Raw genomic sequence first — 13,930 nt, forward strand, 5'->3', positions numbered from 1 at the left:
ATTATGGCCATGTTTTAATATATCGGACAGTTTCGGTCATATCATGTACCCCAGTAATTGTCGGAACTAGCTGAGATATCACGCGATTCCATCGTACCAATGGGGCTGTAGTGACATAAACGATATCATACGGCTGTAGCTGGAATTCTGTACCTAACACCATGGCCGATGCATCCTGTGCATTAAGCTGGTAAATATTGGCAATTTTACCCTCTTTATCGCCTTTTAACTGCCGCACAACAAAGACCCCAGTGGCATCACTAAACGCCTGTGACATCCCTTCAGCATTACCCAATGCCTCAGCTAATGTCATGCCACTTCGATCCATTTTCATGGTACTTTGTTTGCCAACTTCCCCCATGACAAACACTTTTAGATCATCATTTCTTGGTACGAACAATATATCGCCAGGGTAGAGTAAATGGTTTTCTGTCAAATCACCTTTTTGCATTAATGCAAACAGCGATATTTTTGTGTCTTTGCCGTTGTGAGTCAAAACAACGTTACGCCAGTCTGCATCTGGAGCTAATCCACCAGCATTATTTATTGCATCCATTACGGTTAGCGGTATATTTGTAATCGGCTGTTGTCCAGACTTAACAACCTCTCCGGTGACATAGGCTTTTTGTGAACGAAATGCAGCAATACTCACGTCTACTTGCGGGCTTTCTATATAGGTTGTTAATCGGCTCGCTATGTCGTGACGTACCTGGCTCAACGTTTTGCCTGCAACCTGGACCTTACCAATATAAGGATAGAAGATAGTTCCATCGGAGTTTACCCAGTTACCTGTATCACTCGCACTACGATACTGACCTGCAGGAGTTGTTAGTTCAGGGTGATCCCAAACAGTCACCATCAGTACATCGCCAACACCAATTCGGTATTCATAGCTATGAAGCAACTGATCGAGCTGCGGATTTGGGCGAGCAAGAATGGTCTCAGGTCGAAGCTTTTCAACCAAACTCGGAGTCATTGGATATACGTTCACCAACTTGTCCAGGTCATAATCGCTATCCGGAAGTTCAACTACATTTTTGCGTAAGCTGTTCAGCCCCTGACCCGGAACAATAGTACACCCCGTCAAAAAGCTAATTGCCAATGCCACTGCTGAAACCCTAACAATTTTTTTCTTCATAATGTCACATCATCAATAAACCAAATTTTTTCAATTACTGATTTGCTGTCTGAGTTTTACCGATTAACAATTTACAATCAGTAATCCTTACCCTCTTCTCAGCATCCAGCCTATAAACTAAATGGAATCTCTATCCCTGCACTGGCGCCAACATCGTCACTATCGCTGTTATCGGCATTGGTATACCAAAGATTAGTATTCAATCGAACAGATTTATAGACATCGCCACTCCAGCCCAACTGTATCCCTTTTAAGGTGTCTGAATTAGGAAACGCTTTATTGATAGTCTGATTTTCCGGGTTCACTTTCGCGTACACCAGACGGGTACTCCAGCGTTGATTATCTTCAGTCACCAACTCAACTTTGCCTGCAAACAACTGGCCATCACCCCCCATCGCGTCACCAAGTGGATAGCCTTGCTGATAATAACCATCTTTATAGATGTGATGGGTATAACTGTAATTGGTGCGACTCATATTCGTACGGGTATCATGCGCTTCCACATACCAGTTAATCGCATCTTTACCCCAGCCGTGGTGGCCTTCAATACCACCAAGATACATATTCGCCGAAGGTAAGAATCCTGACTCATCTTCGCCAATCATTTGGCCATAGAAACTCACCGGCCAGCCCAGGGTAGGTTCGAGCTTAAACTTAAAATCAAAACCGGCAAGTTGGTTGCCCGGTTCATTTGGGTCGTTGGCTGAGGTGTTGTCTTTACCGGTGAACCCATCCCAGAAGTTGCTAAACGACTGAGGGCGTCCCTCCCCCCCCCACTGCATTATTCTTGAAGCGCCAAGCTCAAGTGACTGGAACGGGGTAAAGGTAAAACGGCCACCGATAATTTTGGTATGAGGTACGGCCGTGTATTGGTTCATCTGGCTAGCGGAAATCTGATACTGCCACGGACCAATCCAGCGCAGCCACCATGTCTCAGGAGCAGCTTGCTCAGCACGTTGCATTAAAAAACCGGTCATCGGTCTGGCCGCATCGCCACGAATCAGACTACCTTCATAACCAGGGCCCCACCACTGAGGCACCTGCCCGAATGATAACCACTGGTTCCAGAACTTGACTGCGCCATAAGCGCCGTTGGCATTAAAACGTGATCCATTGCTAATTCGCTCCCCGCCTTCGACATTCCCCTGTAGATGTACATCCCACCACTCACCGCTGTTGTTGAAGGCAAGAGACAAGGAGTTATCCGCTGGTTGACTTTGGCCAAATCCCTGCGGTGTTCCTGGTTGGTCAGTCGACGTATAGCCGCTTACGCGAAAATCCGCCTTCAAATTAGAAAGACGTTGATTGATGCGCGCAAGGACAACTTGTTCAGAGGAATATGAAGGTTTTGCTTTTTTCAGCGCTCGGGTAATTTCTTCCTGGCTGAGCGGCCAGGTGGAGAGACTTAGATGAATGACTCCGCGATCGGATAACCATGCCAGGTCGTTGCGAAGTTCATTATCATTTTGCACCAATCCTGCTGCATATACCTGCGAGCTAACTGATGCAACCAGACCCAAAGCAAGTGCGATACGAGCAATTTTTATCATTGTTCAAGTTCCATTTACGAGTCCCTTCCCACCAGGTGGGTACGGCAATGGGGATTTTTAAGAATCAGGAGCTTATGAGTTCGACAAGCCTTTTTTTACAACAGCGATCCATTGCCTCGATGGACAACTCCTCAAGCACGAGCGGTTTGCTGCAAACGGATGTGAACTTAACGCATTCATAATGTAAGCGATATTGGTTGCTAAGGCTACTTTCATGGCCTCAATAATGTGCACATGATCAGAAGTCTGACAACGTCGCTAAGCGTAGGATGAGTATTCAAAACGCTGGGTACCGTGAGTGTCAGGATACGCTACCGCCCTTGGCTTAACAGCTACCAACGCACTGTACCTCTAACCCAGCAATTTTCTTTACATTGACTGTTGGTGAATTAACCACAGCAATTATTTTTTACCGCCTCGAGTTTACGAGATTCTTCTCTTAATTGGGAGTATAAATTCAACCCTACAAAGCGGATAAAGCGATATTTTTCATTTTTACCGGCAAGGATTCATCTGTTAATAAGATTATTTAATGGAATCTCTCAGCAACCGGCCAGATTATTACCACCCAAAGCGCAACGCCTTGTAACCACATGATTTTAAAGGGATAAAAATAAATCCTTTGTTTAAGAAAAAAAATAACCATGCAGTAGTCAACTACAAAATATGATAGCTATCATTACCCACTTCTTTTTTGGGTTCCAGAACGACAACTCTGATTTCCGTTATTCTCTTTTCATTTAAGAATCATCTTACTCGTAATAACATGCTGAACCGTGCTTTCAGATAGTCTGTTACCATTATTATGTTTCACCATTATGAAAGTCACGATTCTAAAATCCCCATGTTATCGATGGACAAGCTATTTATCATACTAATCACTACAGCAGTTAATTTGTAAACTTATCGAACCAGTATGATTAATATATATGCTTATGTAGATCGGCTCTGGTGAATGGCTTCTCAAATGGTCCGATCATAGTTGCAACCTCGCCTAACAACGACTGCGTCGGCGCTTTAACCCCAGTGTTTAATAATATGAGCGGGATGATGACCACGCTCAACGCCCCCATCCATGAAATCTGCGCAGAGCGTGAGGCCGGCGTACGCCATTGCAACAGCAGAAAAGTCAAACTTCCGCAAGCGCCCAGGATAAATCCACTCACTACTTCAGATACCGAATGTGCATGAATCATCAAACGGGAATAACCAACAATGCCCGCAAGAACAAAGCCCAAAAGTACGGCCCCCCCGCGAAGGGATGATGAAGCTCGGGAAGTTAACAGCCATATGAGTATTGGCCAAAATGCGGTAGAGAGCGCGGTATGCCCGCTGAAACCAGTAAAATCGATTTCACGTATGCCAATTCCCCAGCCCATAAAAGCCAGCTTTGAAATGCACACGACAGTTCCCGTAATCCCAAATAGCAACGCCCATTGCCAGGCCAGCGTCCGGGATGTTTTACGAAGCACCAGCACCGCGAACAGCACCACCGCGCTGGGCAGTAACACGGTACTATCGCCAAAAAAAGAGACAAATTGCCAGTTCATTTACGCTTCATCCTCTGACGATACATCCCTTTTCCCTGTACCTTATCCATGAATTCCTTATGGGCATATTCATCCATTAACATCACGTTTATATGCATACATCACCGTTGTTTAATGGCTAAACATGATCTCAGTCAAGTTTTATTTCGCATCTCTAACTGTGCTGCAGTGCACTTGTTTAAGAAAGAGCGCACTAAACAACTATCAGTTAAGCAATTTTTTGACTCATCTGACCAAATGACAGCCCCACGCGCGACAATCACCGATAAGCCGTTACATCTACGTACTCAATAAGATTCAACTGAGATGAAAATTCTTCATTGCAATTAATGAACCGAATAAATAGGAATCTCGGTTTCATTTCAGTTGGATCTTATAATGCTGGCGTGGCACTCAACATTGTGATGTCACCTGCACGCCAGCTCTCGCCCGTATTAACCGTTTAGTTTCACGCCAGCAGCTTTTTGATGCTCTCGCGGAATTTGGTTCCTTCTTTATGGTTACGTAAGCCGTAGCTTACAAACGCCTGCATGTAACCCATTTTTTTGCCGCAATCGTAGCTCTCGCCGGTCATCAACATGGCATCGACAGACTGTTTCTTCGCCAGGGCAGCAATAGCGTCTGTCAGCTGAATACGACCCCATGCGCCAGGTTCAGTACGCTCAAGTTCTTCCCAGATATCAGCGGATAGCACATAACGGCCAACGGCCATCAGGTCGGAGTCCAGCGTTTGCGGTTCGTCTGGTTTTTCAATAAATTCAACAATACGGCCAATCTCCCCTTCCACTTTCAAGCCATCTTTGGTTTGAATGACGGAATACTCGGAGAGATCGCCTGGCATTCGTTTGGCCAGAACCTGGCTGCGCCCGGTTTCATTAAACCGCGCTACCATTGCCGCCAGGTTATAACGCAGTGGATCCGCGCTTGCGCCATCAAGAATGATATCCGGTAACACCACAACAAATGGATTATTGCCAACCGCCGGACGCGCACAGAGGATAGAGTGACCCAGGCCCAGTTGCTGGCCTTGTCGAACGTTCATTATTGTTACGCCTGGCGGACAAATCGCCTGCACTTCGGCTAATAATTGGCGCTTAACACGTTGCTCCAGCAGCGCTTCCAGCTCATAAGAGGTATCGAAATGGTTTTCAACAGCATTCTTAGATGAATGGGTGACCAGCACAATTTCTTTGATTCCGGCGGCGACAATCTCATCGACGATATACTGAACCATCGGCTTATCAACGATCGGCAGCATCTCTTTCGGTATCGCTTTGGTCGCAGGCAACATATGCATCCCTAACCCTGCTACCGGAATAATTGCTTTCAAACTCACCATTATTTCATCCACCTATATGGTTATAAACTTTCGAATTTTTGTCAGAACGTTGATGTCACTGGCATTTGTTTGTGATGGTACAGCATCGTACCGTGCACGACTTTAACCAAAATCCTAAATTACTCTCTTAGTCCAAGAATACACGCAAAAAATGCTAGCTGACAGGTAGCTTTAAGAAAATTCTCACACTTTTGTCCTGGCCAATCGCCGCTTGAGGAAATAGAGCAAAAACAACGTTTAATACATTGTTATTTAACAATAATAATTGACAAACTCTCCTGATGATAAGCTACTGTCTTTGCGGATTTAACACCATCATTCTTAAAAATGATAGTGATGAGCCACTTCAGGAAAAGTCAAATCCCACGCGAAATAGCAATTTGCCGATAGTAATCAGTAAAATCGTCTAAACTTTGGACAAAAGCTTCTCTGACTAACCTTCTTACACGCGGATTAACCCGTTGACCATCGCTGATACTGCTGCTTTTATGCAACAATGAGCCATCTTAAGGGTCTTATTAAACCCGAGTCCTGACAAGCTACGGAATTCAGTAGGAATATTCCCCTTAATAACATTTTGGTGAAAAATACGGCAATATTTTGGCATTGCCCGTAGTTAATAACTCTTCCTTATCCTTGCTATTACCGCACAGTAATTGCATGGATTTCTAATTAATTCCGAAACAGCCCAGATAGATCTTAAACGCCCGATATTTAACCATCGTTTATTACGTTATAACTTTCGTTTGTATCCCAACCCACTGCCCATTGCTACGATAAAACGTTGCATTTTACCTGGCGCTTATCCATGATCGGTAGATGATTCGATTAGGTTGTAAAGGTTCTTAGTGATTATGGAATGGATTGCCGATCCCTCAATCTGGGCTGGTCTCATTACGCTTGTGGTTATCGAACTGGTTCTGGGGATAGATAACCTGGTATTTATTGCGATCCTTGCCGAAAAGCTCCCCCCTGCTCAGCGCGATCGTGCACGCGTTACCGGTCTGTTGTTGGCAATGGTGATGCGTCTGGTTCTGCTGGCGTCAATTTCCTGGTTAGTCACCCTCACCACACCGCTCTTCAACTGGCATGACTTAAGCTTCAGCGCCCGTGATTTAATTATGTTATTCGGCGGGTTGTTCCTGTTGTTTAAAGCCACCGTAGAGCTTAATGAGCGGCTGGAAGGAAAAGACAGCAATAACCCCACCCAGCGTAAAGGCGCGAAGTTCTGGGGCGTGGTGACGCAAATAGTCGTGCTTGATGCCATTTTCTCGCTGGATTCGGTCATTACCGCAGTGGGTATGGTTGATCACCTGGCGGTGATGATGGCTGCGGTCATCATTGCTATTACGCTGATGCTAATGGCCAGCAAAGCTCTCACTCGCTTTGTCAACAGCCACCCCACGATCGTCATTCTGTGCCTTAGTTTCCTGCTGATGATCGGTTTTAGCCTGATTGCCGAAGGATTTGGCTTCCCAATCCCGAAAGGCTATCTGTATGCCGCCATCGGTTTCTCGGTAATGATCGAATCGTTCAACCAGTTAGCCATCTTCAATCGCCGACGCTTCCTCTCGGCCAACCTGACCATGCGGCAGCGGACTACTGAGGCGGTGATGAATCTACTAAGCGGGCGTAAAGAGAACGCTGAGCTTGATGCTGAGACGGCAACCATGGTCGCGGACCAGGGAGAAAACCCGCTGTTTAATCCGCAGGAACGCTTAATGATTGAGCGCGTCCTGAATCTGAATCAACGCACCGTCAGCAGCATTATGACTTCACGTCATGATATCGAGCACATCGACTTAAGCGCGCCCGAAGAGGAAGTTCGCGCACTGCTGGAGAAAAACCAGCATACCCGAATTGTCGTCACCGGCGGCAACGACAATGAAGATCTTTTAGGAGTTGTTCATGTTATCGACTTGCTACAGCAGTCGTTACGAAATGAGCCGCTCGATTTACACATTTTGCTGCGCCAACCGCTTATTTTCCCGGAGACCTTGCCGTTGCTCCCGGCGCTGGAGCAGTTCCGCCTGGCGCGGACGCACTTTGCTTTTGTGGTCGACGAATTTGGCTCCGTTGAAGGGCTTGTAACCATCAGCGATGTTATGGAAACCATTGCGGGTAATCTGCCTAATGAAGTAGAAGAGATCGATGCTCGTCATGATATTCACAAAAACGCCGATGGCAGTTGGACCGCTAACGGCCATATGCCGCTGGAAGATCTGGTGCAGTACGTTCCACTGCCGTTGGATGATAAGCGTGATTACCACACGATTGCCGGGTTACTGATGGAGTATTTGCAGCATATTCCTGCCGCTGGCGAGGAAGTGAAAATCGGCGGTTATACCCTGCGTACACTGGAAGTTGAAAGCCATAGGGTGCAGAAAGTACAGATTATCCCGCCGGTTGAAGTAGAAGATGAATTAGATTATGAAGTGTGAATGAAGTTGAGGGCTCAGCCGCCGCGAGCAACTCGCGGCGGCTGATGATTACAGCTTATCGAGTAGTTTCTTCACGTCTTTGCCGTTCTGGCTATTACTATTGCGTTCCGCCCACTCATTCAAACGCTGTCTCGCTTCATCCTGCAACTGCTTGCGCAGGATCTGATCTACCTGCAGGCTATAGCTTAACGACTGCCACTTACCATAAATGCGCAGCGGAATTGCCGTCTGCTTGAGGCGATCAATAAGCTTGCTTTCGCCTTTCCAGCCACCTAACACCCGCACGTTGAAATGCATGTCGCAATCCTCTGCGAGCAGATTCAGATTGCCTTGTCCATTCAACGCCATCATTGCCGACTGTCCCTGCAAGTCGTTAAGCGTTATCTGGCCATTGTTCAGGGTTAAATCACTGCTTAGTGCGTCAAGCTGAGTTGCGTTATCGAAGTTTTCCTGCGCCTGAACATTGGTGCTCCTCGCTACAGCCTGCTGTACTAGCTGCTGGAAGTTGAGCCCTTCGGTACGCGTATCCTTCATTTGCAGCTGCGCCTGTCCACGCCAGTTGCGACGGAAGTCATCTGCATCAATGCGCGGCCCGGAGAAATCCCCATTCAGGGATAATTTCCCCGTCAGGCTAATCGGGTAGTTAAACGCCTGCAAGATGGTACCGATTTCTACATTATCCAGTTGCGGTTGGAAAGCAGCATGCGCAGTGTTGCCTCTGACATCCAGCACCCCAGGTAACGAGAGATGCCCTTCCCCCAGACTACCCTGCAGTTGTTTCACCGTCAGCAGCCCCTGCTGGTTAGTGATATCACTCTTCACCTGGCTGAATCGCATACCACGCCACTGCACCTGGTCCGCCGAAATCGCCAGCTGGCCGTTAAAGCCAAGCAGACTATGATAATCCTGCTGGATATCGCTATCGGCAATCACAGGGCGCAACTGTCTCGGCTGGCTTTGTCCACGCTGATCGGCATTGCCTTCATTAGCCGCCGCGCTTTGCGCAAGCAAACTATCCAGATTCAGTGTGGTTGCCTTCAGATTTAGCAGCCAGTCAGGTTTATCCCCCAGCACAACGCTACCGCTACCGGTAATTGCGCTGCCATTAGCAGTGAGATTGAGATTGTCGAAATTGAGTTTTTTCGCCTCTTCAATCCAGCTGGCTTGCAAACTTCCTTGCCCGCTCAGGCCGTCCGGCGGCAACTCCGCACCACGTACCTGCCAGTTGAGCTGCGAAAAATCCGCTTTCAGAGAGTGAGGATAATCGCCGCCCTGAACCTGGGCTGTAAAGGACAACGCTAAGTCACGTTGATCGCGATTGACCCTGCCGGAGAAATCAACCGTCGCCAGATGGTTGTCATCCTGCTCCATTTGTAAGCGTATATCGCGCACGGTGACCTGTTCGCCATTTTCATGCTGGAAGAACAGGACACTATCGGCCACCTGCAGTTTACGGACATCGTATGACCATCCGCGATCTTGCGGCGCCTGCGGCAACGTATTGTCATGCGGCACCACCGGCGCGTTCTGGTCACGCACCGCTTCCGTTTTGGCGGTCAGCTGAATGACCGCGCCTTTCAGCATCACCTGCTTCACCTGCAGTTGATGAGAAAGTAGCGGCATCAGCGCAACATCCAACCGCATGTTATCGGCACGCACCACCGGTTCGGAAGCGCCTGGCGCCGTCAGCGCCATACGGCCGGAGAGAATACTCAGCTGCGGCCAGACATGCCAACGCAGCGGTCCATCAAGCTTCAGCTGATAGCCGCTACGCTCCGCCACTTCCTGCACCATATAGTTGCGGAAGTCATTAGGGTTGACCAACAGCACCAGCGCAGCGAGCCCCGCGACAATGACGGTCAACAAGATCATCAGCGTGGTCAGAATTCGTCTCATGGCATCCTCGATAAGCCGCTAACTTTATCAATCCTTGTCGATTCGACTCGCTACCGCGCCCTGCTGGTCGCGATATTTGGCATCTTCACGGCGGTTATATGGCCGCGCCGCCGGGCCCGAAAGCGGCTCAAAGCTCAGCGCGCCAATGGGCATTCCCGGGCGCAACGCCAACGGCAGCTTTCCGGAATTATAGAATTCCAGCACGATGCAGCCAGACCAGCCCGGATCAATACGGTGCGCAGTGACGTGTACCATCAGCCCAAGGCGCGCCAGCGACGAACGGCCATCAAGCCAGCCGACGAGGTCTGCCGGAAGCGTTACTGACTCATAAGTCACAGCCAGCGCTAATTCTCCTGGATGAAGATAGAAAGCCTCGCCTTCCGGCAATACGATCTCTTCGCTCATTACCCGGTCCAGCGCCGCGCTCACTTCCGCCTTCGGGCCGCTCAGGTCAATAAACGGCGCCGTATGACCGCGGAAGGTACGGAATTTATTGCCTAAGCGAACGTCAACGGTGGCGCCGTTAATTCGATCCACCGGCGGGCGCGGGCTGATTGCCAGGCGCCCTTCATCCAACCAGGCTTCTATATCTCGGTCACACAGACGCATGAGCTTTCTCCTTTAAGGCATCTAGCCCTTACGCTTTCCGGGAATAAGGGCAATTGGGATTCTCTTTGCACGTTACACAATTAGCACGTGTTATTCAAAGAACTGACTGATTTTGGCCTTCAGAATATCGATGGCAATACGGTTTTTACCGCCGCGCGGGACAATAATGTCAGCATATTGCTTGGAAGGTTCAATAAATTGCAGGAACATTGGCCGCACCGTCTTCTGATACTGCGCCATCACCGAGTCCATGGAACGGCCACGCTCGTTAACATCACGCTTGATGCGGCGCATCAGACAGATATCCAGCGGGGTATCGACGAAAATAGAGAAGTTTAATTCATTGCGCAGTCTGGCATCCGTCAACAGCAGGATCCCTTCGAGAATGATCACTTTCTTCGGTTGAATATGAATAGTTTCCGGCATACGCGTATGTTCAACGTAGCTATACACGGGTAATTCAATTGGCTGGCCGCTTTTCAGCGTCTGCAAATGCTGGAACAGCAAGCTATGGTCCATCGAGCTCGGATGGTCATAGTTGGTTTTTACACGCTCTTCCATCGACAGATGGCTTTGATCTTTGTAATAGCTGTCTTCTGGAATAACGCCAATATGCTCATCGCCAACTTGTTCACGTAATTCACGATAAAGTGTGCTGGCGATAAGGCTTTTGCCCGAAGCCGATGCGCCGGCGATGCCTACAATGACGCACTGATGAGACGTATCAGTCATAAATTTTTGCGACCTGATTAACCTGGATGTAGATGGAGGGTGACGGTTGACCGTCAAACGCGGCAATTATAGGGATTTCAGGGCGGCGATACCAGTGATATGCGCCCTGTACGCCTATTCCTCGTCCGGCGCCCAGCCTTCGGTGTACCAGATATGCAACAAAGCATAGGAGCGCCAGGGTTGCCAGCGGCTGGCATAACGCGCAATACGCGCAGGCGTCATTCCGGGAAAACGCTGTTTAATCAGATAGTCATCGGGCAGAAAAATATCTTTTGCCTGCCAACCGCGCAGCGCATAGTAATTCGCCGTCCAGCGACCGATGCCCGGCAGACTCTGCAATTGTTTCATGCCGGTTGCCATATCAGCAGGCGCCGTCAACGGCAATTCTCCGCTCAATGCCGCTTTGCCGAGGTGAATTAACGCTTCCGCGCGGCGAAGCGGCATCCCTAACGCCTTAAGCGCCAAAGGGTCGGCTTGCGCTAGTTTCTGTGGTTCGGGAAAAATAACATAACCAGGCGCTTCGCTTAACGCTTCCCCATAGACCGCGGCCACTTTCGCCGTCAGCTTCGCCGCCATCGCTACGCTCACCAGTTGCCCCAATACCGCACGCACCGCCTGTTCAAACGCATCCAGCGCCCCCGGCAAGCGAAGTCCTGGTCGCGGCTGCGCCAGTTTGCCTAAGGTTTTCGTGACCTCAAATGGATCGCATGCTAAATCAAACAGTTGTGCTACACGCGCCAGGCACTGATCTGCTACCGGTAACAGCCCATGAGAAAGCGTAACCTGGAACCCCTGGCTGCGTTCATCCGGTTTAACGGTAATCAACCCACGATGCCCATCTAAACTGAAGCTGCGGGTATATTCATCTTCATGGAAGGTTTCAATTCCCGCCACCGCACGCGCGCTGAGAAACGCGAACATCCATTGCCAGTCATAGGGGGGTTGCCAGGATAATAATGTCATGCACTCTCCTTATTAATCGCAACAAGCATAGATGCTCTGCGCCAGATGCGCCTTGCTTTTAAATTCCAGTTGTCGGCATGGCGGCAATCCGCTAAAGTCGCCCCCCTTCTTCACTGGCATGGGGATTTTTCCGGTTATGTTTATTGGTTTTGACTATGGTACCGCCAACTGTTCGGTCGCCGTTATGCAGGGTGGCAGCCCACGGCTTTTAACGCTGGAAAACGGTAGCCCATTGCTGCCGTCGATGCTTTGCGCCCCGACGCGCGAAGCGGTCAGCGAATGGCTGTACCGCCATCACAATGTCCCGGCCGACGGCGCGGAAAACCAGGCGCTGCTACGACGCGCCATTAATTATAACCGTGATCAAGATATCGAAGTCCTCAGCAACAGCGTTCAGTTCGGACTCGCCTCTCTGCATCAATACGTTGACGATCCGGAAGAGGTCTACTTCGTTAAGTCGCCAAAGTCGTTTCTTGGCGCTAATGGCCTTAAACCCCAGCAGGTCGCGTTATTTGAAGATCTGGTCTGCGCGATGATGCTGCATATTAAACAGCAGGCGCAGTCTCAGCTTAGCGAACAGATTACCCAGGCGGTCATTGGTCGACCGATTAACTTCCAGGGTCTTGGCGGTGATGACGCTAACGCTCAGGCACAGGGTATTCTCGAACGCGCGGCGACGCGAGCAGGATTCAACGATGTCGTGTTTCAGTTTGAACCCGTTGCAGCGGGGTTAGATTTTGAAGCCACGCTCGACGACGAAAAACGCGTGCTGGTCGTCGATATCGGCGGCGGTACCACCGACTGCTCGCTGCTGTTGATGGGGCCACAGTGGCGGCAGAAAGCCGAACGTCAGGATAGCCTGCTCGGCCACAGCGGCTGCCGTATCGGCGGTAACGATCTCGATATCGCCCTGGCCTTCAAATGCCTGATGCCGTTACTCGGCATGGGCGGCGAAACGGAAAAAGGCATCGCGCTGCCGGTACTGCCCTGGTGGAATGCGGTGGCGATTAACGACGTCCCGGCGCAGAGCGATTTTTACAGCGCCGCCAACGGTCGTATGCTTAATGACCTGCTGCGCGACGCTCGCGATGCCGACAAGGTCGCACTGCTGCTTAAAGTCTGGCGACAGCGTCTGAGCTATCGCCTGGTGCGCAGCGCGGAAGAGAGCAAAATCGCCCTTTCCGCTCAGCCGGATTTCAACGCCGAACTGCCGTTTATCAGCGATGAGCTGGCAACCGCTATCAGCCAGCAGGGGCTGGAAGAGGCGCTCAATCAACCGCTGGCTCGCATTATGGAGCAGGTAAAGTTAGCGCTGGAAAGCAGTCAAGAAACCCCGGACGTTATCTATCTCACCGGCGGTAGCGCACGATCGCCGTTAATTAAGAAGGCGCTGGCCGCGCAGCTGCCGGGGATACCGATCGCCGGCGGCGATGATTTTGGTTCCGTTACCGCCGGGCTTGCCCGCTGGGCGCAGGTGGTTTTCGCCTGAAACGCGAGCGCCATTCGGTAACCTGAGTTGACTTTGCCGCTTTTTCGTCCTAATTTGCAGGGTGAAGGGTAAGGGAGGATTTCTCCTCCCCCTGATACACTGTTAGTAAGTCGGGAAACTTATCAGTAACAGCACTATCAGTATGATGACCAGATTCATCATAACCCTTTCCTTATTTAAGGCCCCTTCCTCAGGAGGGGCTTTCCTGTATTTAGCCTCCGCT

General features: G+C 49.7%; 11 protein-coding genes. 2 read left to right on the forward strand and 9 right to left on the reverse strand.

The features are described from left to right. Position 1 precedes the first annotated feature (1 nt). The 4 genes from PGR79_RS04475 to galF form a co-directional block, all read right to left on the reverse strand. The gene (locus PGR79_RS04475) at positions 2–1,138 is read right to left on the reverse strand and encodes a polysaccharide export protein (protein ID WP_113373490.1); all 1,137 of its coding nucleotides are present in this window, start codon (positions 1,136–1,138) and stop codon (positions 2–4) included. A 110-nt stretch (positions 1,139–1,248) separates the two neighbouring features. Then, positions 1,249–2,688 (reverse strand): capsule assembly Wzi family protein, encoded by a 1,440-nt coding sequence (locus tag PGR79_RS04480; RefSeq protein ID WP_047046462.1) that lies wholly within the window; start codon positions 2,686–2,688, stop codon positions 1,249–1,251. Positions 2,689–3,608: 920 nt separating this feature from the next. Continuing rightward, positions 3,609–4,238 carry a phosphatase PAP2 family protein gene (locus PGR79_RS04485; RefSeq protein ID WP_113373489.1) on the reverse strand — a complete coding sequence of 210 codons (630 nt, stop codon included), beginning with the start codon at positions 4,236–4,238 and terminating at the stop codon, positions 3,609–3,611. Between the two features lie 448 nt (positions 4,239–4,686). Beyond that, on the reverse strand, positions 4,687–5,577 hold the full coding sequence (gene galF, locus PGR79_RS04490) for a UTP--glucose-1-phosphate uridylyltransferase GalF (RefSeq protein ID WP_015706060.1): 891 nt from the start codon (positions 5,575–5,577) through the stop codon (positions 4,687–4,689). 854 nt (positions 5,578–6,431) lie between these two features. Here galF and PGR79_RS04495 point away from each other — a divergent pair. After that, on the forward strand, positions 6,432–8,018 hold the full coding sequence (locus tag PGR79_RS04495) for a TerC family protein (RefSeq protein WP_113373488.1): 1,587 nt from the start codon (positions 6,432–6,434) through the stop codon (positions 8,016–8,018). Positions 8,019–8,066: 48 nt separating this feature from the next. Here PGR79_RS04495 and asmA read toward each other — a convergent pair whose 3' ends face one another. The 4 genes from asmA to alkA form a co-directional block, all read right to left on the reverse strand. Beyond that, a complete protein-coding gene (gene asmA, locus PGR79_RS04500) occupies positions 8,067–9,914 on the reverse strand; it encodes an outer membrane assembly protein AsmA (RefSeq protein WP_113373487.1) in 1,848 nt (615 codons plus the stop codon). Between the two features lie 27 nt (positions 9,915–9,941). Next, on the reverse strand, positions 9,942–10,523 hold the full coding sequence (gene dcd, locus PGR79_RS04505; RefSeq protein WP_015365790.1) for a dCTP deaminase: 582 nt from the start codon (positions 10,521–10,523) through the stop codon (positions 9,942–9,944). Between the two features lie 90 nt (positions 10,524–10,613). Further along, entirely contained in the window at positions 10,614–11,255 is a 642-nt protein-coding gene (gene udk, locus PGR79_RS04510) for a uridine kinase (protein ID WP_015365789.1), read from the reverse strand. 114 nt (positions 11,256–11,369) lie between these two features. Then, entirely contained in the window at positions 11,370–12,218 is an 849-nt protein-coding gene (gene alkA, locus PGR79_RS04515; RefSeq protein ID WP_113373486.1) for a DNA-3-methyladenine glycosylase 2, read from the reverse strand. Between the two features lie 136 nt (positions 12,219–12,354). On the opposite strand from alkA, the gene yegD reads away from it, so the two are divergent. Continuing rightward, positions 12,355–13,707 (forward strand): molecular chaperone, encoded by a 1,353-nt coding sequence (gene yegD / locus PGR79_RS04520; RefSeq protein ID WP_430921129.1) that lies wholly within the window; start codon positions 12,355–12,357, stop codon positions 13,705–13,707. Between the two features lie 102 nt (positions 13,708–13,809). Here the strand turns inward: yegD and PGR79_RS04525 are convergent, their stop codons facing one another. Beyond that, on the reverse strand, positions 13,810–13,869 hold the full coding sequence (locus PGR79_RS04525; protein WP_113373696.1) for a type I toxin-antitoxin system Ibs family toxin: 60 nt from the start codon (positions 13,867–13,869) through the stop codon (positions 13,810–13,812). Positions 13,870–13,930 lie beyond the last annotated feature (61 nt).

The organism is Klebsiella sp. 141161 (assembly GCF_050600815.1).
Taxonomy (GTDB): domain Bacteria; phylum Pseudomonadota; class Gammaproteobacteria; order Enterobacterales; family Enterobacteriaceae; genus Klebsiella; species Klebsiella aerogenes.